This is a genomic window from Pseudomonas sp. NFACC56-3 (assembly GCF_900100025.1).
Taxonomy (GTDB): Bacteria; Pseudomonadota; Gammaproteobacteria; order Pseudomonadales; family Pseudomonadaceae; genus Aquipseudomonas; species Aquipseudomonas fluorescens_AA.
On sequence record NZ_FMTK01000025.1, the window covers coordinates 1 to 22,840 of the forward strand.

25 protein-coding genes are annotated in these 22,840 nt (G+C 62.2%); 14 read left to right on the forward strand and 11 right to left on the reverse strand.

The window, feature by feature from the left end:
* The first annotated feature begins 279 nt into the window (after positions 1-279).
* A complete protein-coding gene (gene rhtA / locus BLO80_RS25110; protein WP_092332523.1) occupies positions 280-1,170 on the forward strand; it encodes a threonine/homoserine exporter RhtA in 891 nt (296 codons plus the stop codon).
* A 168-nt stretch (positions 1,171-1,338) separates the two neighbouring features.
* Positions 1,339-1,620, forward strand: a complete 282-nt coding sequence (locus BLO80_RS25115) for a hypothetical protein (protein ID WP_092332521.1) — start codon at positions 1,339-1,341, stop codon at positions 1,618-1,620.
* Between the two features lie 6 nt (positions 1,621-1,626).
* On the opposite strand, the gene BLO80_RS25120 is transcribed toward BLO80_RS25115, so the two are convergent.
* Complete coding sequence (locus tag BLO80_RS25120; RefSeq protein ID WP_092332529.1) at positions 1,627-2,196, reverse strand: TetR/AcrR family transcriptional regulator; 570 nt, start codon at positions 2,194-2,196, stop codon at positions 1,627-1,629.
* Between the two features lie 90 nt (positions 2,197-2,286).
* Here BLO80_RS25120 and BLO80_RS25125 point away from each other — a divergent pair, with 90 nt between their 5' ends.
* Complete coding sequence (locus BLO80_RS25125) at positions 2,287-3,015, forward strand: SDR family oxidoreductase (RefSeq protein ID WP_092332519.1); 729 nt, start codon at positions 2,287-2,289, stop codon at positions 3,013-3,015.
* Between the two features lie 34 nt (positions 3,016-3,049).
* Positions 3,050-3,640 carry a 2-hydroxychromene-2-carboxylate isomerase gene (locus BLO80_RS25130; protein WP_092332517.1) on the forward strand — a complete coding sequence of 197 codons (591 nt, stop codon included), beginning with the start codon at positions 3,050-3,052 and terminating at the stop codon, positions 3,638-3,640.
* A 9-nt stretch (positions 3,641-3,649) separates the two neighbouring features.
* Here the strand turns inward: BLO80_RS25130 and BLO80_RS25135 are convergent, their stop codons facing one another.
* The 5 genes from BLO80_RS25135 to BLO80_RS25155 form a co-directional block, all read right to left on the reverse strand.
* On the reverse strand, positions 3,650-5,458 hold the full coding sequence (locus BLO80_RS25135) for an aminopeptidase P family protein (protein ID WP_092332515.1): 1,809 nt from the start codon (positions 5,456-5,458) through the stop codon (positions 3,650-3,652).
* Between the two features lie 45 nt (positions 5,459-5,503).
* Positions 5,504-6,670 (reverse strand): cysteine desulfurase family protein, encoded by a 1,167-nt coding sequence (locus BLO80_RS25140; RefSeq protein WP_092332513.1) that lies wholly within the window; start codon positions 6,668-6,670, stop codon positions 5,504-5,506.
* Between the two features lie 159 nt (positions 6,671-6,829).
* Positions 6,830-7,444 carry a LysE family translocator gene (locus tag BLO80_RS25145; RefSeq protein WP_092204725.1) on the reverse strand — a complete coding sequence of 205 codons (615 nt, stop codon included), beginning with the start codon at positions 7,442-7,444 and terminating at the stop codon, positions 6,830-6,832.
* Between the two features lie 102 nt (positions 7,445-7,546).
* Positions 7,547-7,813 carry a hypothetical protein gene (locus BLO80_RS25150; protein WP_053123631.1) on the reverse strand — a complete coding sequence of 89 codons (267 nt, stop codon included), beginning with the start codon at positions 7,811-7,813 and terminating at the stop codon, positions 7,547-7,549.
* A 116-nt stretch (positions 7,814-7,929) separates the two neighbouring features.
* Positions 7,930-8,295: an antibiotic biosynthesis monooxygenase gene (locus BLO80_RS25155; RefSeq protein WP_092332511.1), complete on the reverse strand. Its 366-nt coding sequence runs from the start codon at positions 8,293-8,295 to the stop codon at positions 7,930-7,932.
* A gap of 96 nt (positions 8,296-8,391) precedes the next feature.
* On the opposite strand from BLO80_RS25155, the gene soxR reads away from it, so the two are divergent.
* The 10 genes from soxR to BLO80_RS25205 all read left to right on the forward strand — a co-directional run bounded on the left by soxR (position 8,392) and on the right by BLO80_RS25205 (position 15,784).
* Positions 8,392-8,844, forward strand: coding sequence for a redox-sensitive transcriptional activator SoxR (soxR, locus tag BLO80_RS25160; protein WP_092332509.1), 453 nt, complete (start codon positions 8,392-8,394; stop codon positions 8,842-8,844).
* A gap of 105 nt (positions 8,845-8,949) precedes the next feature.
* Entirely contained in the window at positions 8,950-9,408 is a 459-nt protein-coding gene (locus BLO80_RS25165) for a VOC family protein (protein ID WP_092332507.1), read from the forward strand.
* 220 nt (positions 9,409-9,628) lie between these two features.
* Positions 9,629-10,843, forward strand: a complete 1,215-nt coding sequence (locus tag BLO80_RS25170; RefSeq protein WP_092332505.1) for a PepSY-associated TM helix domain-containing protein — start codon at positions 9,629-9,631, stop codon at positions 10,841-10,843.
* Positions 10,840-11,382 carry a thiamine pyrophosphate-binding protein gene (locus BLO80_RS25175; protein WP_092332503.1) on the forward strand — a complete coding sequence of 181 codons (543 nt, stop codon included), beginning with the start codon at positions 10,840-10,842 and terminating at the stop codon, positions 11,380-11,382. Before BLO80_RS25170 ends, BLO80_RS25175 begins: the two co-directional genes overlap by 4 nt.
* Positions 11,379-11,705, forward strand: a complete 327-nt coding sequence (locus BLO80_RS25180; RefSeq protein WP_092332501.1) for a hypothetical protein — start codon at positions 11,379-11,381, stop codon at positions 11,703-11,705. Before BLO80_RS25175 ends, BLO80_RS25180 begins: the two co-directional genes overlap by 4 nt.
* A complete protein-coding gene (locus BLO80_RS25185; protein WP_092332499.1) occupies positions 11,702-12,277 on the forward strand; it encodes a DUF6162 family protein in 576 nt (191 codons plus the stop codon). The genes BLO80_RS25180 and BLO80_RS25185 overlap by 4 nt, the downstream gene beginning before the upstream one ends.
* 36 nt (positions 12,278-12,313) lie before the next feature.
* Positions 12,314-13,243, forward strand: coding sequence for a metal ABC transporter solute-binding protein, Zn/Mn family (locus BLO80_RS25190; RefSeq protein WP_092332497.1), 930 nt, complete (start codon positions 12,314-12,316; stop codon positions 13,241-13,243).
* On the forward strand, positions 13,240-13,992 hold the full coding sequence (locus tag BLO80_RS25195) for a metal ABC transporter ATP-binding protein (RefSeq protein ID WP_092332495.1): 753 nt from the start codon (positions 13,240-13,242) through the stop codon (positions 13,990-13,992). Before BLO80_RS25190 ends, BLO80_RS25195 begins: the two co-directional genes overlap by 4 nt.
* Positions 13,992-14,891, forward strand: a complete 900-nt coding sequence (locus tag BLO80_RS25200; protein WP_014339414.1) for a metal ABC transporter permease — start codon at positions 13,992-13,994, stop codon at positions 14,889-14,891. Before BLO80_RS25195 ends, BLO80_RS25200 begins: the two co-directional genes overlap by 1 nt.
* Positions 14,891-15,784, forward strand: coding sequence for a metal ABC transporter substrate-binding protein (locus BLO80_RS25205; protein WP_092332493.1), 894 nt, complete (start codon positions 14,891-14,893; stop codon positions 15,782-15,784). The genes BLO80_RS25200 and BLO80_RS25205 overlap by 1 nt, the downstream gene beginning before the upstream one ends.
* Positions 15,785-16,032: 248 nt before the next feature.
* Here the strand turns inward: BLO80_RS25205 and prpF are convergent, their stop codons facing one another.
* From prpF to BLO80_RS25235, 5 genes are all read right to left on the reverse strand, one after another.
* Positions 16,033-17,226, reverse strand: coding sequence for a 2-methylaconitate cis-trans isomerase PrpF (gene prpF / locus BLO80_RS25210; protein ID WP_092332491.1), 1,194 nt, complete (start codon positions 17,224-17,226; stop codon positions 16,033-16,035).
* 53 nt (positions 17,227-17,279) lie between these two features.
* Positions 17,280-19,871: a Fe/S-dependent 2-methylisocitrate dehydratase AcnD gene (gene acnD / locus BLO80_RS25215; protein WP_092332489.1), complete on the reverse strand. Its 2,592-nt coding sequence runs from the start codon at positions 19,869-19,871 to the stop codon at positions 17,280-17,282.
* 198 nt (positions 19,872-20,069) lie between these two features.
* The gene (prpC, locus tag BLO80_RS25225; RefSeq protein WP_092147410.1) at positions 20,070-21,197 is read right to left on the reverse strand and encodes a bifunctional 2-methylcitrate synthase/citrate synthase; all 1,128 of its coding nucleotides are present in this window, start codon (positions 21,195-21,197) and stop codon (positions 20,070-20,072) included.
* Positions 21,198-21,238: 41 nt separating this feature from the next.
* On the reverse strand, positions 21,239-22,123 hold the full coding sequence (prpB, locus tag BLO80_RS25230; protein WP_030137801.1) for a methylisocitrate lyase: 885 nt from the start codon (positions 22,121-22,123) through the stop codon (positions 21,239-21,241).
* Positions 22,120-22,833: a GntR family transcriptional regulator gene (locus BLO80_RS25235; RefSeq protein WP_053186063.1), complete on the reverse strand. Its 714-nt coding sequence runs from the start codon at positions 22,831-22,833 to the stop codon at positions 22,120-22,122. Before BLO80_RS25235 ends, prpB begins: the two co-directional genes overlap by 4 nt.
* Positions 22,834-22,840: the final 7 nt, after the last annotated feature.

Here is a 22,840-nt window from a genome sequence, read left to right on the forward strand (position 1 = left end):
ATTGCTCTACCTGCTCCTTCCGGACTTCGATGAACTGAAGCCCTGCACCTTCGAAACCTACTTAACTCGTTGAATCTCAAGGAGTTTTCCGTTTCGACTGCGCCGGAAGTGGGGCGAATTATAGACTTCCAGAATCTGCCGTCAACCCTTAATTCGATTTTTCTATCTATAGCCCGACATGGCACTTAAATATGCCCGGTATGTAGACGGAATCGCTGCGTATGCGCAATATACTGCTCAACGCAGCCTCCCCGCCTTTATTCTGGACGACACTTCGTAATGACGCTCCCCCCACATCGCAGCCTGGCTTCTACCCTGTACCCGGTTGCCCTGCTATTGATCGCCATGGCTTCCATTCAAACAGGAGCCTCCCTCGCCAAAAGCATGTTCCCGGTAGTGGGTGCACAAGGCACTACGACGCTGCGACTCATTTTCGCCAGCCTCATCATGCTGTTAATGCTCCGCCCCTGGCGCGCCAAGCTCACCGGCCAATCCCTGCGCACGGTGATCGTTTACGGTATGGCACTGGGCGGCATGAACTTCCTCTTCTATATGTCGGTTCGCACCGTTCCACTGGGCATTGCCGTGGCGTTGGAATTCACCGGGCCTCTGGCAGTCGCCATTTACGCCTCCCGCCGGGCAATCGACTTTCTCTGGATTGCCTTGGCAGTGGTTGGCCTGCTGCTGCTCATACCGACCGGCGCGACCAGTACCGGTATCGATCTGATTGGAGCCGGCTACGCGCTGGGTGCCGGTTTCTGCTGGGCGTTGTACATCCTGTTCGGCCAGAAAGCCGGAGCGGACAATGGCGTGCAGACTGCCGCACTGGGAGTCATGATCGCAGCCCTGTTCGTCGCGCCTATCGGCATTGTCCACGCCGGCGCCGCACTGCTCACACCGAGCCTGATTCCAATCGCCATCGGCGTCGCCATCCTGTCCACAGCCCTGCCCTACACACTGGAAATGATCGCCCTGACTCGAATGCCTGCCCGCACCTTCGGCACCTTGATGAGCGTCGAACCAGCCATCGCGGCCTTGTCGGGGCTGGTCTTTCTCCAGGAATACCTGTCCTTGGCCCAGTGGATGGCCATTACCTGCATCATCCTCGCGTCGGTGGGCGCAACGCTGACCATGGCCAGCACCGCAAAGCCTGCTGTCGCGGTAGATTGAATCAGGATTTAACGAAGGTCTGGTATTTGCCGCGCATTTAGGCCATGTTTAGGCCAGTAACCTAATGCCAGACATGGATTTTTTCATACAGGACGTCATGAACGCTTCAAGCAAGAGCGAACGCGATCGCACGCAGGCATAAGATCCGCGGCGGTTATAAGGACGGGAATGAAACGAATTTTGATACTGATCGCCGTACTTGCAGTAGCGGGCTGTGCGGCAACATCGAAAACTGAAGTCAAACGCGGCAAAAAGGGTCTGCACATCAACTGCTCCGGCTTGTCCTCATCCTGGGACCAGTGCGCTGCCAGTGCCGCCAATGCATGTGCTCCCAAGGGTTACAAGGTCATTGCCAAGTCCGGCGACGTCGTCGAAGAACCAGGGGATTATCCCTTCGGGCTCAATCCCGCTGGCTATACCAGCCGCAGCATGATCGTCATCTGCAAATAGATCAGCTTAGCCGAGCCCTTGTTCGGCGATTCGACGACTGATGTCCTCATGGTTGGACTTGAGGACGTCATGCTGGACCTGCGGTGTGACCAGCATCCGCGCGACAACCAACGCCCCCACGCATTGAGACAGAATGGCCCAGGCCAGGCTGTCGCTCCCCAGTATCCGCGCCCAGCTTTCGTGCAGACGACAGATCCACGTTTGCGCCGCCTCCCTCACCTGGACATCCGATCGTGCGATCTCAGCGCCCAATACCGGTAACGCACACCCTCCCTCCGGCTGCTCGACATGGCTCATGCTCAGGTACTGCTTGAGGCAGCGCTCCAGCTTCATCGAGTCCATGGTGCCGTCGCCGCCCAAGCGACCCAGGCTTTGAGTCAACTCCCGCTCGACAATGGCTTTGAAAAGCTCATCCTTGGACGAGAAGTGACTATAGAACGCACCGCCGCTCAACCCGATCGCTTTCATCAGGCCGTCGACACCGACCGTAGAGAAACCTGATTTCTTAGCGGACACGGCACTGCTGGCCAGCAGTTTCTCGCGGGTTTCCATTTTGTGATTGGCTGAATAACGCATGGCCCTGCCCCCTGATTGCTCACCTTGACGCTTGCCGAATCTTAGCATAACGTCCGTTTAGTTAACGATCGTTTACCTATGAGGCAACCCATGAATAACAAGAAGGTCGTACTGGTTGTTGGCGCCGGCGATGCCACCGGCGGAGCGATTGCCAAACGCTTTGCTCAGGAAGGTTTCGTGGCCTGTGTTACCCGTCGCAGTGCTGACAAACTCCAGCCGCTTGTGGATGGAATCCGCGCCCAGGGCGGCGAAGCCCACGGGTTTGCCTGTGATGCACGTAAAGAAGACGATGTGATCGCACTCATCGAGCAAATCGAGAACCAGATCGGCCCGATTGAAGCCTTTGTGTTCAACATCGGCGCCAACGTTCCCTGCAGCATCCTCGAAGAAACCGCACGCAAGTATTTCAAGATTTGGGAGATGGCCTGTTTCTCAGGTTTTCTCAATGCCCGGGAAGTGGCCAAGCGCATGGTCAAGCGCGAACGCGGAACCATCCTGTTTACCGGGGCAACGGCGGGACTGCGCGGCGCTGCGGGGTTCGCTGCGTTCGCAGGCGCCAAACATGGCATTCGTGCACTGGCACAAAGCATGGCCCGGGAACTGGGACCGCTGAATATTCATGTGGCCCATGTGGTGGTGGATGGCGCCATCGACACCGACTTCATCCGCGATCATTTCCCGGAAAAATATGCCACCAAGGATCAGGACGGCATCCTGAATCCTGAACATATCGCCGACAGCTACTGGTATCTGCACAGCCAACCTCGCGACGCCTGGACCTTCGAGCTGGACCTGCGCCCCTGGAATGAACGCTGGTAAGCCCTCCCCTCATAACAACAAGAGAGCAAATACCATGAGCAAATCAGTGGAGTTCTATTTCGATCTCGGCAGCCCGACCACCTACCTGGCCTATACTCAGTTGCCGGCGTTGTGTACGCAGACAAACAGCCAGTTGATCTATCGTCCGATGTTATTGGGCGGCGTCTTCAAGGCAACCGGCAACGCATCACCGGCGACAGTGCCAGCCAAGACCCCTTACCTGTTCAAGGATCTGAATCGCTTCGCCAAGCGCTACGGCGTCGCCTTCCAGTTCAATCCATACTTCCCCATCAACACACTGCTGCTGATGCGCGCGGTGACCGCCATGCAACTGCGCCATCCCGAACGCTTCGAGGCCTTCGTCGATTGCCTGTTCCGCGCCTTTTGGGTGGACGCCCGCAACCTCAATGACCCCGCGACTGTCGCAGCCGTCCTGAACGAAGGCGGTTTCGACGCCGACCATGTGCTGACCCTGACGAGCGACGAGCAGGTCAAGCAAGCACTCAAGAGCGCCACCGAAGACGCCATTGGACGAGGCGTGTTCGGTGCCCCGAGCATGTTTGTCGGCGACGAGCTGTTCTTCGGCCAGGATCGGCTGGACTTCGTCCGTGAAGCCCTCGCCTGATCCTCTACCTCAAATCGCCATCGTCCGGGTGTTGAGCCACTGCAATGCGTCACCGTCCAGCAACGGGCTCAATCGACGCTGAACCTCGGCGTGGTAAGCGTTGAACCAGTCTTTTTCGTCCTGGGTCAGCAGCGAAGGCTCCAGGCAACGGGTGTCGATCGGGCACAGGGTGAGGGTTTCGAACTCGAGGAACTCGCCGAACTCGCTGCTTCCGGCTTCGCGGTTCAACACCAGGTTCTCGATGCGCACACCCCAGCGGCCGGGACGATAAGTGCCCGGCTCGATCGAGGTGATCATGCCGGCCTGCATCGCCGTTTGCGGCGCGGCAGCGGCTTGATAGGCAATCACCTGCGGGCCTTCGTGGACATTGAGGAAATAGCCGACACCATGGCCGGTGCCGTGGCCGTAATCGACTTGCTCCGCCCAGATCGGTGCACGGGCGATGGCATCCAGCAAGGGCGAAAGAATGCCCCGCGGAAATTTGGCCCGGGACAGGGCAATCACACCCTTGAGCACACGGGTGCAGTCACGTTTCTGCTCGGCGGTGGGCGTTCCGACCGGCACCATGCGGGTGATGTCAGTGGTGCCCCCCAGGTACTGGCCCCCGGAATCGATCAGCAACAGGCCATCACCTTCGATGACGGCGTGGGCCTCTTGCGTGGCATGGTAATGGGGCATCGCGCCGTTGGCGTTAAAGGCGGCGATGGTATTGAAGCTCAGGGAGACGAAATCCGGCCGACGTGTGCGGGCGGCAGTCAGGTGCTCGTCGATGGTCAACTCGGTGATACGCTCGCGCCCCCAGGCCCCTTCCAGCCAGGCGAAGAATTCACAGAGCGCCGCGCCGTCCTGCTCCATGGCCCGACGGATGTGCTCGGCGTCGGCCAGGCTTTTACGGGACTTGGCCAGCGTCGTTGGATTGAGACCTTCGATCAGCTTCACGCCACTGCCCAGGTTATCCAGCAAGCCGACCGTCACCCGCGCCGGGTCGACCTGCAGATTCGCGCCGTCCGGCACTTCGCGCAACGCGGCGGCGGCTTCGCTGTAATCGCGCAGGGTCACGCCGTCCTGCTCCAGGACGGTACGCAGCGGTGCGTCAACCTTGTCCAGGGCCACGAACAGCGTTGCTTGCTGCTGGCTGATCAAGGCAAAGGAAACGAACACGGGGTTGAACGACACATCTGCTCCACGCAGGTTGAACAACCAGGCGATGTCATCCAGCGTGGCGATGAAATGCCAGTCGGCACCACGCTCCTGGAGGGATTCGCGCAACTTGGCGAGTTTTTCGACCCGGCCGACGGTCGCCTGGGGCGGCAAATGGGCGTAGACCGGTTGATCCGGCAGGCCTGGACGATCGGTCCAGACGTCCTTGAGCAGGTCGATGTCGGTGCGCAACCGCGCGCCGCGTTCGGCGAGCTTGCCGCCCAGGGTGCGGGCCGATGCCACGGCCATGACCGCACCGTCGACCGCAACCACCCCACCTTCAGGCGTTTGTTCGGCCAGCCAGTCCAGGGGGCCGGGCTGGCCTGGGATCAGCTTGACCAGCTCGATACCACTGCCCTCCAGCTCCTTGGTGGCCTGCTCCCAATAACGGCTGTCGGCCCAGACGCCGGCGAAACTGCCGGTCACGATCAAGGTCCCCACCGAACCATGGAACCCCGACAACCATTGCCGCCCCTGCCAGTAACCCGGCAGGTATTCAGACAGGTGCGGGTCGGCCGATGGCACCAGCAGCGCGTGAATACCCTCTCGGCTCATCAGTTGGCGGATTCGGGCCAGGCGCTGGGGAACCAGTCCATGGGGCAAAGGCTCGGTGCTCATTGTTTCTCCTGCTCATTGATGTTGTTGTTCGATGCCGAATTCGGCTTATGGGGTCGTGGCCCAGAACGCCGGCGCAGCCGCGCACGCCGCCTTGATCAGCCGCACCGCCTCGTCGATATCCTGCTCTTTGGTAAAGCGCCCCAGGCTCAAGCGAATGGTCCGCCCGGCCGCCCGGGCATCGTGCCCCAAGGCCAGCAGCACGTGGGACGGGGTGTTGTGCGCCGAATTGCAGGCCGAGGTCGCGGAAAATGCAATCGATGCGCCCAATGTCGCCGGGTTGAACTCACCTTCGTTGAACGTCAGGCTCAGCGTGTGGGGAATCCGGCGGCTCGCACTGCCGTTAATACGCACACCGGGCAACGCCAGCAGCGGCTCGAGCAAACGATTGCGCAACCGGGCGATTTTAGCGAGTTCTTCGTCGAATGCCGCGGCTGCCAGTTCGAATGCGGCGCCCATGGCTGCAATCTGGTGGGTCGCCAGGGTTCCGGAGCGCAAACCGCCCTCATGTCCACCGCCATGAATCTGCGCCGATAGCCGTGGCCGGGCACGGTCGCCGACGTAGAGCGCACCGATGCCCTTGGGACCGTAGATTTTATGCGCGGAAAAAGACATCAGGTCCACCGGCCAGCGAGACAGGTCGATCCGCACCTTGCCGGCGCCCTGGGCCGCGTCCACATGAAACAACGCACCGTGCTCGCGAACGATCTCGCCAATGGCGATGACGTCGTTGACGGTGCCCAGCTCGTTGTTCACCAGCATCAGCGAGACCAGGAACGTGTCTTCGCGCAACGCCTCGCGAACCGCTTGCGGGCTGATCAGGCCCTCGGCGTCCGGCGCCAGCCAGGTAACCGCGACGCCACTTTCCTCGAGCTGGCGTGCTGTATCGAGAATCGCCTTGTGCTCGATCAGGCTGGTGATGAAATGGCCGGCGGACCCCCTGCGTGCCTGAGCCACACCCTTGAGGGCCAGGTTGTTGGATTCGGTGGCGCCGGAAGTCCAGACGATCTGTTCGGGCTGGGCCCCCACCAATTGCGCCACCTGCTGGCGGGCATGCTCCACCGAGCGCCGGGCCTCCTGGCCGAAGGCATGGGAACTGGAAGCCGGGTTACCGAAGTTGCCGTCAAAACCCAGACACTCGACCATGACCCGGATGACCCGCTCATCCACCGGCGTGGTGGCGGCGTAATCGAAATACAAAGGACGTTTATTCATAGGAAACTCGCAGAGCCTGCTCCGGGATCAGGTGCCCTCGTTGGATTCGAGACTAGCAATACCTGATCGTAAACCTTAAAGAGGTCGGACTTCGTTTAAAAGTGCGTAGGAACGCTCCTGAACAGCGAGCTTAGCAGGCATCGCCTCGAAGCTCAGCCCTCAACGGATGCTTTCGAGCAACAAGGGATACATCGAAGCGACCAGCAACAGCGCCATGCCCCAGTTGAACAAGCGCAGCCAGCGACGATCACGCAACAGGTTGCGCAACAGGCTGCCGCATACCACCCACAGGCTCACGCTTGGCAGGTTGATCAAGGCAAACACCGCCGCAATCACCAGCACATTGAAGAAATAACCCTGGAGGGGCGTGTAGGTACTGATAGCGCCAATGGCCATGATCCAAGCCTTGGGATTGACCCATTGGAACGCCGCTGCGCCCCAATAGCTGATCGGCGTATTGTTCCCCGGCTGGCTGTCCGAAACCGGGCCGGAGTGGGCTATTTTCCACGCCAGGTACAACAGGTACGCCGCGCCGATGTAGCGCAGCGCGGTATAGAGCAGTGGATACGTCTGGAACACCGCGCCCAGGCCAAGGCCCACCGCCAGCACCAGGGAAAAGAAGCCGCAGGTAATACCCAGCATGTGTGGAATGGTGCGGTTGAAACCGAAATTGACACCCGAGGCCAGCAACATGGTGTTGTTAGGACCTGGCGTGATCGAAGTCACCAGGGCAAACAGGGCGAAGCCCAGCAGCAGGTCAAGCGAAAGGGTCATGTCAGGTCAGTCCATCAGGGGCGGTCAGTCAAGTCATGACCCTACCCCACGTCCTGGCGCAAACCCACGGACAGTGGGCAAAACTTTGAGCGGTACAGTCCTTCAGCTAGACCGGCCAGGCTGTTGCACGACCTGCTCGGCACTCATCTGGCCCTGATCGTCGAACCCCACGTTTTTCTGCGACGAGCCAAGCAGTTCGGCTTTTTTCGCGTGGTATTCCTCGAATGAAAGGCCACGGCGATTCAAGGCTTCAAGGGCCAGCTCGCGGGTCTCATCGGCGGTGTAGGGGCGCAGCTCCGGGGAAGAGCTGGCACAGCCGCCCAGGAGGGTGGCGGTCAAGAGCAGCAAAACGGCAAAGGTACGGTTCATGGCGAGTGTCCGGTGTTCTGGAGTTGGGCGATGAACAAAGGCTACCCGCCGGCCCTGCGCGGCAGAAATCAACCCTCTCGATAGTGGGTATTGCCTGCCTGGATCAACCGTTGCGCTTAATCGACCAACTGGCAATGCAACGCGTTGTCCAGGCTGCGCTCGATGTTGCGTAGCACCTGGAACGAAGCGAACGTCACGGCTTTGGCGCGGTGAGCCTGGATCAGCCGCCAGAAACCCTGCTCGCCCTTTTCGACACTTCGAAGTGCCGCCTCGCCTGCCTCGCGGGTCTGCCACTGCAAATAGTTGAGCACGCGTCGACCATCGTCGCTGGCCTGGATACTGGCACTCAGGAACCCCTGGTGGTCCCGGGCCAGGCGCTCGGTCTGTTCCGACAAGGCGGTTATCAGCGCCTGCTGCCATTGAGGTTCGATGTCGAATTCCATCAGTTGGGTGAAACTGCGATTGTTCCTTGGCGATTGCATGAAAGGTCCCCTATGCAGGTCAGGCGAATCTTGCGATCCGAAGGCGTGCAGGGTAAAACCTCTAGTTAACTTGAGGTCAAGCGGTGAATTGAAACAATGGCGCAGATCGATATCCACAAGGAACTCACCGTCGGCCAGGTGGCTGCCCGCAGCGGCGTGACGGTCACCGCCCTGCACTTCTACGAATCCAAGGGGCTGATCAAAAGCACGCGCAACCCGGGTAACCAACGTCGTTACCCACGGGCGGTATTGCGTCGCGTGGCACTGATCAAGGTCGCCCAGCGCCTGGGCATTCCGTTGGCGGAAATCGGCGAGGCGTTGAACAACCTGCCGGACAACCGCGCCCCGACGGCCGCCGACTGGCAGACCTTGTCGGCACAGTGGAGCCGGGACCTGGACGAACGCATCAACCAATTGATGGTGCTGCGTGATCGACTCAACGGTTGCATCGGCTGCGGATGCCTGTCGATGGAAACTTGTCCGCTGCGCAATCAGGGCGACGTACTGGGCCAACGCGGGCCGGGGGCGCATCTGCTGGAATCGCCTTGAAGCGTTCGTCGGCCCCCGCGTCCAGCCAGGGTCGCTGGCCTATAGTGGAGGAGCGCAAATCGACGAAGACTCTCTTCGCCTCCCTATAACAAAAGGAGAAACGTCATGGGCGTCAATGCCATTCCCGAAGGTTTCCATAACATCACGCCCTACCTGGGCATTCAAAAAGCTGCCGAAGCCATCGACTTCTACAAAAAAGCCTTCAATGCCACCGAGGTCATGCGCCTGGCCATGCCCGACGGGGGCATCGGGCATGCCGAGCTGCGGATCAACGGTTATCCGATCATGCTGGGCACGCCTTGCGATCAAGGCCCCTTGAGGAATCCGGACCCATCGCCATCGGTCGGCCTGCATTTATATGTCGAGGACGTGGACAGCGCATTTGCCCAGGCCATTGCCGCCGGCGGCACGGTGATTTCCGAGGTCAAGGACCAGTTTTACGGAGATCGCAGCGGCACCCTGAAGGATCCCTATGGGCATCTGTGGTTCCTCGCGACGCACAAGGAAGATCTGAGCCAGGAACAGATCGAGCAACGGGCCAGGGAGATGTTTCAACAGGGCTGACCGGTGTCCGTGGCTAGGGGGCCCGCTCCCTAGCCACAGCAGACACTGAAACTGAACGCGAAACATTTTCTTTCATCTTCCCCTTCAGGATTACGATCGCTCGTTCGTCTTAATTAGATGCAGCAGGCCGCGTCGGCAAAAGCCACGGTCTGCCTTTTTGGGTTCACGGTGTCGCGAAGCCCGTAATACGGAACCTTTCATCGAATCAAGACGTTCAATCATGTCGAAGAAATCCCGCTCCAAACTCTGGTTCCTGGTCCATAGCTGGCTGGCATTGCCCATCTGGTTCTTCGTGCTCATCGTCTGCGTCACCGGCACCCTGGCGGTGGTCAGCCAGGAGATCGTCTGGCTGGCCAACCCCGACATGCGGGCCAGCAAGCCCTCGGACGAGGCCACGCTGCTCAGCTATGACCAGGTGATCGCCGCGATCAAGCAGGCCCAGCCGCAAACCCAGGTGCAAAGCATCATCCGTCCGGACGAGTCGCACTTTGCGTTGGAAGTCGGCGTGACCTACCCCGACGGACGCCCGGACACGGTCTACGTCAACCCGTACAGCGGCGTCATCCAGGGCTCGGCGCCGACGTTCAACTTCCAGGCCTTCACCCGCGCCCTGCATGGCTGGTGGCTGGTGCCGTTCACCAACGGCTACAGTTGGGGCTGGTATCTGGTGTCGTTCCTGGGCCTGCCCTTGCTCGCATCCCTGGTGACCGGGCTGGTGGTCTACAAGCGCTTCTGGAAAGGCTTCCTCCGTCCGACCCTGCGGATTCGCCACGGCGCACGGATTTTCTGGGGTGATTTCCACCGGCTCAGCGGGATCTGGTCGATCTGGTTCATCGCGGTCATCTCTGTCACCGGCACCTGGTTCCTGATCCAGGCCTTGCTGGGCGACAACCAGATCTCCATTTCCAGCGAACCGGTCATCCCGGTGGTGGCCCGTGAAAACGTGCCGTTGTCCGTTGACGGCCAGGCGCCACCGCAGTTGAACCTGGACCGGGCCATCGAAATCGCCCAGCAACGCATCCCGGGACTGGAAGCGAGTTTCATCAGCCTGCCCGGCAATGCCTACAGCCATCTGGAAATCGGTGGCCGCGGCTGGTATCCGCTGATGTTCCAGACTGCCACCATCAACCCCTACAACGGCGACGTGGCCGCCTCCCGGTTGCTGTCGGACCGCACGACCCTGGAGTTCGTCACCGAATCCATGCGGCCCTTGCACACCGGGGACTTCGGCGGACTCTGGATCAAGCTCATCTGGTTTTTCTTCGGTCTGATCCTGAGCATGATGGTCCTCAGCGGCCTGCTGATCTGGACCAAACGCACGGCCCTGGCCACCGCCAATGCCTTCAAGCGTAGCCAGAAACCCACCCGTGGCGCCCGAATCGCGCAGGCACTGCAGCCGTCCGTCCAACGTGAATCGTCGGAGGGCAGCCTGTGAACCCGTCCAGTACCGCTTCATCACCGTCACGCCTGAGCCTGTTCTGGCATAAATGGCGCTTCCATCTCAACGTGTTGTTGCTGCTGATTCCCCTGGGGTTCATGCCCAAATACCTTTCCGAAGCCGCCCTGTTCCGCGGTGATGCCGGGCTTGGCGAGCGGGACGTCGGCGAAGTCCAGGTCGGTCCCTGGAGCCTGCGCCTGGCGGAATTTCGCAACGAAGCCCCCCGCGTCCAAGGGCCTGCCGGGCCGATGAAGCACTTCAACGCGACCCTGTGCCAGAGCTGTATCGGCCAGGTCAAGGCCACCTACCTGCGCATCGGCAAGCCCCGCAGCCTGCGCGCCGCCGGGGTGATTTTCTTCGGTTCGCCCTATCGCATGGGCGCCTTGTTGCTGGTCCCGCCAAAGACCCAGCCCGATGCCGAACTGTGGATAACCCTCGAAGGTTGGGACGGTTCGATGCATCAGGCCTCCATTCCCCTGAGCCAGGCCTCCCCGGCCACCGTCGCCTGGCTGAAGAACCAAGGAGCCAAACCATGACCCTCCGCGTTTTATTCAAGGGCCTGGCGCTGTTGCTCTGCGCAGGCGCAAGCACCAGCGTCCTGGCCCATAACCCGATGTGCGAGTGCAAGGCCATCGACGCCGAACAGATCCAATGCACCGGCGGCTTTTCCGACGGCAGCGGTGCACCCGGAGTGACCCTGGACGTGATCGGTTATGACGAAACCATCCTCGTCCCGGGCAAGCTCGGCGCCGACTCGAAGCTGACCTTCAAGAAACCGAACGCTGAATTCTACGTGCTCTTCGACGCCGGCCCCGGCCACGTGGTGGAAATCGACCAAGCCGACATCGAGGCCCCATGAGCAACGCCACGACTCAAGTCATCCGCCCCGCCGGCGCGGGCCATGAAACCCTGTATGTGTTGCTGTTGTGCCTGGTGATCGTGCTGGTGGCCGGGTCCGTGGTGGCCTGGCATGGCAAGGCCGAAGACACGCCTCACCTGGCCTCGAACCAGCTCGACGCCCGCCGCGACCTCAGCGCCGCCGAGCAAGGCATCTATACCGACCTGCGGGTGACCCTGGATGAAATCCGCTTGCTGCGCGAAGACCAACCCACTCTGCCCAGCCCGCAAACCCTGGCCGAAGAAGGCTTCGCGCCGTTCGCCCAGGACGCCAGTTCCGTCAGCCGGGGCGGCCACGCCTGGCAACAACTGCAGGACCGGGCCTACTTCGGCGCCAGTGCCAATCCGTCGGTGGCCGGTTCGTTTCTGATGCGCATCGGCGAAGCGTCCGACGCCGCCCCGGACATCTGGCTCAACCGCGGCACTGGCCTCGCGACGCCCACCGTCCTGGACGATGCGGCGTTGTCCGCCGCTGGCTGGCAACAGATCGTCGCGCAATTCGATGCCGGCGTAACCCGCCAGCACCGGCACTGACCTCCACGCCCTCATTCGAGAGAAGACCGTTTGCCCATGCCTATTGCATCCCAACGCCGACCCTTGCTGCGCTTGCTGTTGATCGGCCTGCTGGCCTGCCTGTTCACCTCGCCGGTGAGCGCCGAAACAGCCAAGCGCCTGCGCATTGGCATCACCTTGCACCCGTATTACAGCTACGTGGCCAACATCGTCGGCGACAAGGCCGAGGTCGTACCGCTGATACCGGCCGGTTTCAACCCCCACGCCTATGAACCACGGGCCGAAGACATCAAGCGCATCAGCGGCCTCGACGTGATCGTGCTCAATGGCGTAGGTCACGACGATTTTGCCGACCGCATGATCGCCGCCAGCGAGACCCCGGACGTGAAGGTGATCGAGGCCAACGAAAACGTGCCCCTGCTGGCCGCCACCGGCACGGCGGCCCGAGGCGCGGGCAAGGTCGTGAACCCGCACACCTTCCTGTCCATCAGCGCCTCCATCGCCCAGGTCAATAACATTGCCCGGGAACTGGGCAAGCTCGACCCGGACAACGCCAAGGCCTATACCCAGAACGCCCGCGCCTATGGCAAGCGCCTGCGACAGATGCGCGCCGCCGCCCTGGCGAAGCTGACCCAGGCCCCCAATGCCGAATTGCGCGTCGCCACGGTGCACGCCGCCTACGACTACCTGCTGCGCGAATTCGGCCTGGAAGTGACCGCCGTGGTCGAACCGGCCCATGGCATCGAACCGAGCCCCAGCCAATTGAAGAAAACCATCGACCAACTGCGGGAGCTGGACGTGAAGGTGATCTTCTCGGAGATGGATTTTCCCTCCACCTACGTCGACACCATCCAGCGTGAATCGGGCGTAAAGCTGTACCCGCTCTCGCACATCTCCTATGGCGACTACAGCGCCGAGAAGTACGAAAAGGAAATGGCCGGCAACCTCGACACCGTGGTCCGGGCGATCCAGGAGTCCGGCGCATGACTGTCCAGGAACCCCTCACCCTGCAACACGTCGGGCCCTTGATCGAGTTTGCCGAGGTCAGCTTGAATCTGGGCCGCACCACCATTCTCGACAACGTGGCCTTTCAGGTGGAGTCCGGCAGCATCCATGCCCTGGTCGGTCCCAATGGCGGCGGCAAGAGTTCGCTGATCAAGACCTTGCTGGGGCAGATGCCACACCAGGGACGCTTGAGCCTGCAATGGCCGGGCGAACCCGGAGTGATCGGCTACGTACCCCAGGCGCTGGAATTCGACCGGGGCCTGCCCATGACCGTGGACGATTTCATGGCGGCGATGTGTCAGCGGCGGCCGGCGTTTCTCGGCTTGAGCAAGCATTACGCCGGCGCCATCGGCCAGGCCCTGGAGCGGGTCGGCATGCAGGACAAGCGCAAGCGGCGCATGGGCGCGCTGTCCGGCGGCGAGCGCCAGCGGGTGTTGCTGGCCCAAGGGTTGATTCCCTCGCCGCAATTGCTGGTGCTGGATGAACCGATGTCGGCCCTGGACGAGGCCGGTATCCAGGTGTTCGAACGATTGCTGCAGGACTGGCGCCTGGCAGGGATCACCGTGCTGTGGATCGAACATGACCTGGAAGCCGTCGGGCGCCTGGCCGACCGTGTCACCGGCCTGAATCGCCGCGTGCTGTTCGACGGCCCGCCACGCCAGACCTTGACCCCGGAACGGCTGCTGACGCTGTTTTCCACCCATCCACGCACGAACGGGAGCGCGGCCTGATGAGTTATGAAGCCTTTCGTTTGATGGTCCAGGGCTGGGCCTCGGCCGGTTACCTGCCAGAAGCGCTGGCCTATGGGTTCGTGGTCAATGCGTTGCTGGCCGGACTGCTGATCGGCCCGGTGCTGGGCGGCCTCGGCACGCTGGTGGTGGTCAAGCGCTTCGCGTTTTTCTCCGAGGCGGTGGGCCATGCGGCGCTCACCGGCGTGGCCATCGGCATCCTGCTCGGCGAACCCTACACCGGGCCTTACGGCAGCCTGTTCGGCTACTGCCTGTTGTTCGGCATCCTGCTCAATTACCTGCGCAACCGCACCGGCCTGGCACCCGATACGCTGATCGGCGTCTTCCTGTCGGTGTCCCTGGCCCTGGGCGCCAGCCTGCTGTTGATCCTGGCGGGCAAGATCAATGTGCACATCCTGGAAAACGTACTGTTCGGCTCGGTGCTGACGGTCAATGGCAATGACCTGCTGGTGCTGGCGGTGGTCGGCTCGCTGGTGATGGCCCTGGCCTTGCCGCTGTACAACCGCATCATGCTCGCCAGCTTCAACCCGCAACTGGCAGCGGTGCGCGGGGTGGCGGTCAAGACCCTGGACTACCTGTTCGTGGTCCTGGTGACGCTGATCACCGTGGCGGCGGTGAAAGTCATCGGCGCCATTCTGGTGGGCGCGTTGCTGGTGATTCCCGCCGCGGCGGCGCGCTTGCTCAGTCAATCATTGAAAGGCTTTTTCTGGTGTTCGGTGCTGATCGCCACCGTCAGCACCTTGTGTGGGATTCTCGCGCCGATTGTGTTCGACCTGCCGATCCCGTCCGGTGCCGCGATCATCCTGGTGGCCGGCATCGCCTTCGCCCTGAGCGCCATCGCCCGTGGTGTCGTCCCCAGCCTCAAAGGGAATCTTGGATAATGGTTTTTTCATTGCGACAACTGACCCTGGCCGTCGCGTTGTGCGGCGTGGCCGCCACCTCATCATTCGCCGGCGAAAAGGTTCATCTGCTGGCATCGCTGCCAGTCACCTATGGGTTGGGCGAAGCGTTGCTCAAGGGCACCGAGGTCAGCCTGGAGCGGGCCGCGCCCGCCAATCTGCCCGGCACCCGCCAGAGTGCCTACTTCAGCGGTCGTGGCGCGCCGGCCTTGAGCAAACTGGCCAGCGCTGCCGACGGGGTGATCGGCCTGCGCTCGCTATGGCCGGACGATCCGCTGTACCCCATGGCCCGACGCAGCAATATCCGCATCGTCGAAGTCGATGCCGCGCGCCCGGTGGACGGCGCCCTTCCCGGCATCGCCGTGCAACCGGGCATGGCCGACGGGCTGGCGAGCCAGCCGTGGATGGCCAGCCATAACCTCGGGCGCATGGCCGACGTGATCGCCGCCGACCTGGTGCGCCTGGCCCCGGCGGACAAAGCGAAAATCGACGCCAACCTGGCGGCACTCAAGCAGCGCCTGCTCAAACTCAGCGCCGACAGCGAAAAACGCCTCGCCAGCGCCGATAACCTGAGCGTGGTCAGCCTGAGCGAGCATTTCGGCTACCTGATCAGCGGGCTCAACCTGGACGCCATCAGCACCGATACCCGGCCCGATGCCGAATGGACCGCCGAAACCCTCAAGCAATTGAGTGCGACGTTGAAGGACAACGACGTGGCGCTGGTGCTCCATCATCGCCAGCCTTCGGATGCGCTGAAGGCAGCCATTGCCGAGGGCGGCAGCCGATTGCTGGTGCTCAGCACCGATGCCGCCGATCCGGTGGCGGAGCTGGAAAGCAATGTGGGGCTGGTCGTCACCGCGCTGACGGAAGGCTGACGGCCATCCCTTGTGGGAGCGAGCTTGATCGCGAAGAGGCCGGCACATTCAACATTGGTGTCGGCTGACACACCGCCATCGCGAGCAAGCTCGCTCCCACAGTTTGATCGGTGACTGATCGAGATTCCGGATCCACTGAAAATCCCCTGTGGGAGCGAGCTTGCTCGCGATGAGGCCGGCACATTCAACATTGGTGTCGGCTGACACACCGCCATCGCGAGCAAGCTCGCTCCCACAGTTTTTTCGACTCAGTTCAGGACATCCCCCGGCACCCGCACGAACCCTTCCATCAACACCCGCGCGCTGCGGCTCATGATGGCTTTTTTAACGGTCCATTCGCCGTTGACCACGCTGGCCTCGGCGCCGACGCGCAAGGTGCCGGAGGGGTGGCCGAAGCGTACGGCGTTACGTTCGATGCCGCCGGCGGCCAGGTTCACCAGGGTGCCGGAAATCGCCGCGGCCGTGCCGATGGCCACCGCTGCGGTGCCCATCATGGCGTGGTGCAACTTGCCCATGGACAACGCCCGCACCAACAAGTCGACATCCCCCGCCGCCACGGCTTTTCCGCTGGAGGAAAGGTAATCCGCCGGCGGTGCGACAAACGCCACTTTCGGTGTGTGCTGGCGCTGGGCGGCTTCGTCCAGGTGCTTGATCAAGCCCATGCGCAAGGCACCGTGGGCGCGAATGGTTTCGAATATGGCCAACGCCTTGGGATCGCTGTTGATCGCCCCCTGCAATTCAGTGCCGGTGTAGCCGACATCGCGGGCATTGATGAAAATCGTCGGGATCCCCGCGTTGATCAGCGTCGCCTTGAAGGTGCCAACACCGGGCACTTCCAAGTCGTCCACCAGGTTGCCGGTGGGAAACATCGAGCCACCACCGCCCTCCTCCTCGGCCGCCGGGTCCATGAATTCCAATTGCACTTCGGCCGCTGGAAAGGTCACGCCGTCGAGTTCAAAGTCACCGGTTTCCTGGACCACGCCCTCGGTGATTGGCACATGGGCGATGATGGTCTTGCCGATGTTGGCCTGCCAGATCCGTACCACGGCCACGCCGTTTTGCGGAATACGGTCGGGCGCCACCAGACCACTGCCGATGGCAAACGACCCCACCGCCGCCGACAGGTTGCCGCAGTTGCCGCTCCAGTCCACGAACGGCTTATCGATGGACACCTGGCCGAACAGGTAATCGACATCGTGGTCGGCCCGGGAGCTCCTGGACAGGATCACGGTCTTGCTGGTGCTGGACGTTGCGCCGCCCATGCCATCGATCTGTTTCTCGTACGGGTCGGGGCTGCCGATCACCCGCAACAGCAGGGCATCCCGGACCGGGCCAGGCACGCGGGCCGCTTCGGGCAGGTCCTGCAAGCTGAAGAACACGCCTTTGCTGGTGCCGCCACGCATGTAGGTCGCGGGGATCTTGATTTGAGGCGAGTGAGCCATGTGCTCTAACTCCTGAAAAAAAGGATGGCCGGAGAACGGACCACCCAAGCGATTTAAACGGCCACCGCCGATTCCAGGAAGTCCTGGGCAAAGCGTTGCAGCACGCCCCCGGCTTCATAGATCGACACTTCTTCGGCGGTATCGAGACGGCAGGTCACCGGTACTTGGATGCGCTCGCCGTTCTTGCGAGTGATGACCAGGGTCAGCGTCGCCCGCGGCGTGCGTTCGCCGATCACGTCATAGACTTCGCTGCCGTCGATGCCCAGGGTCTTGCGATCGGTGCCCGGCTTGAACTCCAGCGGCAACACGCCCATGCCCACCAGGTTGGTGCGGTGGATGCGTTCGAAACCTTCGGCGGCGATCGCCTCGACACCGGCCAGGCGCACGCCCTTGGCCGCCCAGTCCCGGGACGAACCCTGGCCGTAGTCGGCACCGGCAATGATGATCAGCGGCTGCTTGCGCTCCATGTAGGTCTCGATGGCCTCCCACATGCGCATGACCTTGCCTTCCGGCTCGACGCGGGCCAGAGAGCCCTGCTTGACCTTGCCGTTTTCCCGGACCATTTCGTTGAACAGTTTCGGGTTGGCAAAGGTGGCGCGCTGCGCGGTCAGGTGGTCGCCACGGTGGGTCGCGTAGGAGTTGAAGTCCTCTTCCGGCAGGCCCATTTTCGCCAGGTACTCGCCAGCGGCGCTGTCCAGCATGATGGCGTTGGACGGCGACAAGTGGTCGGTGGTGATGTTGTCCGGCAGCACCGCCAGCGGGCGCATGCCCTTGAGCGGCCGCGCACCGGCCAGCGCCCCTTCCCAATACGGCGGACGACGGATGTAGGTGCTTTGTGGGCGCCAGTCGTACAGCGGCGTCACTTTCGGCCCGGTGTCTTCCTGGATGGCGAACATCGGAATGTACACCTGGCGGAACTGCTCAGGTTTCACCGAAGCCTTGACCACCGCGTCGATTTCTTCGTCGCTCGGCCAGATGTCCTTGAGGCGGATCTCGCGACCGTCCACCACGCCCAGCACATCTTTTTCGATGTCGAAACGGATGGTCCCGGCGATGGCATATGCGACCACCAGGGGTGGCGATGCCAGGAACGCCTGCTTGGCGTACGGATGGATACGCCCGTCGAAGTTGCGGTTGCCCGACAACACGGCGGTGGCGTACAGGTCGCGGTCGATGATTTCCTGCTGGATCACCGGGTCCAGCGCGCCCGACATGCCGTTGCAGGTGGTGCAGGCGAATGCCACCACGCCGAAGCCCAGCTTCTCGAGTTCGGACGTCAGGCCGGCCTCATCCAGGTACAGCGCCACGGTTTTCGAGCCCGGCGCCAGGGACGACTTCACCCACGGCTTGCGGGCCAGGCCCAGGCGGTTGGCGTTGCGCGCCAGCAGGCCGGCGGCGATCACGTTGCGCGGGTTGCTGGTGTTGGTGCAACTGGTGATCGCGGCGATGATCACCGCGCCGTCGGGCATTTGCCCGGGCACATCGTCCCACTGGCCGGAAATGCCCTTGGCGGCCAGCTCCGACACCGCGACGCGGGCGTGGGGGTTGCTCGGGCCAGCCATGTTGCGGACTACCGAGGACAGGTCGAAGGTCAGGCCACGCTCGTACTGCGCGCCCTTGAGGCTATCGGCCCACAGGCCCACGTGCTTGGCATAGGTTTCCACCAACTGCACCTGGGTGTCTTCGCGGCCGGTGAGCTTCAGGTAGTCGATCGTCTGTTGATCGATATGGAACATCGCCGCCGTGGCGCCGTATTCCGGGGCCATGTTGGAAATGGTCGCACGGTCGCCCAAGGTCAGGGCGCTGGCGCCTTCACCGAAAAACTCCAGCCAGGCACCGACGACTTTTTGCTTGCGCAGGAATTCGGTCAGCGCCAGCACCATGTCGGTGGCGGTGATGCCCGGTTGCAGCTTGCCGGTCAGCTCGACGCCGATGATTTCCGGCAGTCGCATCCACGAGGCGCGACCGAGCATGACGCTTTCGGCCTCCAGGCCACCGACGCCGATGGCAATCACGCCCAAGGCATCGACGTGGGGGGTATGGCTGTCGGTGCCGACGCAGGTGTCGGGAAAGGCCACGCCATCACGCTGCTGGATCACCGGCGACATTTTTTCCAGGTTGATCTGGTGCATGATCCCGTTGCCCGGCGGAATCACGTCGACATTCTTGAAGGCTTTCTTGGTCCAGTTGATGAAGTGGAAACGGTCTTCGTTGCGCCGGTCTTCGATGGCGCGGTTCTTGGCGAAGGCTTGCGGATCGGCACCACCGCTTTCCACCGCCAGGGAATGGTCGACGATCAGTTGGGTCGGCACCACCGGATTGACCTGCGCCGGGTCGCCACCCTGCAAGGCGATGGCGTCGCGCAGGCCGGCCAGGTCCACCAGGGCGGTCTGGCCGAGGATGTCATGGCACACCACGCGGGCCGGAAACCACGGGAAATCCAGGTCACGCTTGCGCTCGATCAGTTGCAGCAGCGACTCGCGCAGCGTGGCCGGGTCGCAGCGACGCACCAGGTTTTCCGCCAGCACGCGGGAGGTGTACGGCAGGCCGTCATAGGCGCCAGGGCGGATGGCCTCCACGGCGCCGCGAACGTCGAAATAATCCAGCGAAGTGCCAGGCAGCGGTTTGCGAAATTCTGTGTTCATCGTCAGGACTCGGTCACGGTGGTTTCAGAAGGGCTGGCGCAGCCGCTGAAGTGAACTCGATCAACTGTGGGAGCGGGCTTGCTCGCGAAGGCGGTGCATCAGTCGACATCGATGTTGAATGTCAGTCCGTCTTCGCGAGCAAGCCCGCTCCCACATGGAGGGTCGGCTCCTTCAGTCGCTACGTCAGCGCCCTCCAGCTCAGCGTTGTTCGATTGGCACGAACTTGCGCTGTTCGACGCCGGTGTACTCGGCGCTCGGTCGGATGATGCGGTTGTTGGCGCGTTGTTCGAACACGTGGGCGGCCCAGCCGGTCAGGCGCGAGCAGACGAAGATCGGCGTGAACAGCTTGGTCGGGATGCCCATGAAGTGGTACGCCGAGGCATGGTAGAAATCGGCGTTGGGGAACAGCTTCTTCTGTTCCCACATGGTCTTGTCGATGGCTTCGGAGACCGGGAACAGCACGGTATCGCCCACTTCGTCGGCGAGTTTTTTCGACCAGCCCTTGATCACCTCGTTGCGCGGGTCGTTGTCCTTATAGATCGCGTGGCCGAACCCCATGATCTTGTCCTTGCGCGCGAGCATGCCGAGGGTGCCTTCAATGGCCTCCTGCGGTGAGCTGAAGCGCTCGATCATTTCCATCGCCGCTTCGTTGGCACCGCCATGCAACGGGCCACGCAGCGAGCCGATGGCGGCGGTGATGCAGGAGAACAGGTCCGACAGCGTGGAGGCGCAGACCCGGGCGGTGAAGGTCGAGGCGTTGAATTCGTGCTCGGCGTACAGGATCAGCGAGACATTCATCACCTTGACGTGCAGCTCGCTCGGCTTCTTGCCGTGCAGCAAATGCAGGAAGTGGCCGCCGATGGACACCTCGTCGGTCACGCATTCGATGCGCTGGCCTTGATGGCTGAAGCGATACCAGTAGCACATGATCGCCGGGAACGCGGCCAGCAGGCGATCGGTCTTGTCATGTTGCTGGGAAAAATCCTGCTCGGGCTCCAGGTTGCCCAGGAACGAGCAGCCGGTGCGCATCACGTCCATCGGGTGGGCGTCGGCGGGAATGCGCTCCAGCACTTCCTTCAAGGCTTGTGGCAGATCGCGCAACTGGCGCAGTTTAGCGGTGTAGGCGTCCAACTGTGCCTGGGTCGGCAGTTCGCCGTACAGCAGCAGGTAGGCCACCTCTTCAAATTGCGCATCTGCCGCCAGGTCGCGAACATCGTAGCCGCGATAGGTCAGGCCGGCACCCGATTGGCCCACGGTGGACAATGCGGTTTGCCCGGCCACCTGGCCACGGAGCCCGGCGCCACTGAGTACTTTTGCTTCGGCCATTTGCTGTCTCCATTTTCTTGAAATTGTGGGGGAGTCGCGCCTTACTTCTTCGCCGCGAACAACGCATCGAGCTTCTGCTCGAAGGTGTGGTAGTCGATGCGATCGTAAAGCTCCATGCGGGTCTGCATGGTGTCGATGACATTCTGTTGCGTGCCGTCGCGGCGGATCGCGGTGTAGACGTTCTCGGCCGCCTTGTTCATGGCCCGGAAGGCCGACAGCGGGTACAGCACCAGGGACACGTCGGCACCGGCCAGCTGTTCGGTGGTGTACAGCGGGGTCGCGCCGAATTCGGTGATGTTGGCCAGGATCGGCGCTTTCACACGGCTGGCGAACAGCTTGTACATCTCAAGCTCGGTGATGGCTTCGGGGAAAATCATGTCGGCACCGGCCTCGATGCATGCGGCGGCGCGGTCCAGGGCAGACTCCAAGCCTTCCACCGCCAAGGCATCGGTACGCGCCATGATCACGAAACTGTCATCGGTACGGGCATCGACGGCGGCCTTGATGCGGTCGACCATTTCTTGCTGGGAGACGATTTCCTTGTTCGGACGATGGCCGCAACGCTTGGCGCCGACCTGGTCTTCGATATGAATCGCCGCGGCGCCGAACTTGATCATCGACTTGACCGTGCGCGCCACGTTGAACGCCGAGGAACCGAAGCCGGTGTCCACGTCCACCAGCAGCGGCAGGTCGCACACATCGGTGATGCGGCGTACATCGGTCAGCACGTCATCCAGGCCGGTGATGCCCAGGTCCGGCACGCCGAGGGAACCGGCCGCCACGCCGCCGCCCGACAGGTAGATCGCCTTGAAACCGGCGCGCTTGGCCAGCAGCGCGTGGTTGGCGTTGATCGTGCCCACCACTTGCAGCGGATGCTCGCTGGCGACCGCATCGCGGAAACGCTGGCCTGGAGTGCTGTTGCTCATGACTCACCTCGTTCAGTGGCGGCGCTGTCTTGGAAATGACGCGCGATATTGCGTTTGGAAGCGCCGATGTGCCGGCGCATCAATAATTCAGCCAGTTCGCCGTCACGGTCGGCGATGGCGTCGAGAATCCGGTGGTGCTCGGCAAAGGCCTGGCGCGGACGGTTGGGCGTGGTGGAGAACTGGATCCGGTACATGCGCACCAGTTGGTACAGCTCGCCGCACAGCATCTGCGTCAGGGTGCGGTTGCCGCTGCCCTGGATAATCCGGTAATGAAAGTCGAAATCGCCTTCCTGCTGGTAATAACCGACACCGGCCTGGAACGCCGCATCGCGCTCGTGGGTTTCCAGCACCCGGCGCAGTTCGTCGATTTCTTCCAAGGTCATGCGTTCGGCCGCCAGGCGGCAGGCCATGCCTTCGAGGGATTCACGGATTTCGTAGAGTTCCAGCAGTTCGGCGTGGCTCAGCGACACCACCCGGGCACCGACATGAGGCACCCGCACCAGCAGGCGCTGGCCTTCCAGGCGGTGAATGGCCTCGCGCAACGGCCCGCGGCTGATGCCGTAGGTGCGCGCCAGCTCAGGCTCGGAGATCTTGCTGCCGGGGGCGATCTCGCCCTTGACGATGGCGGCCTGGATACGCCGGAAGACGTTCTCGGACAGGGTCTCCGAGTCGTCCTGGACCATCACCGGGGTTTCGAGCTGATCGAGCATATTGTCG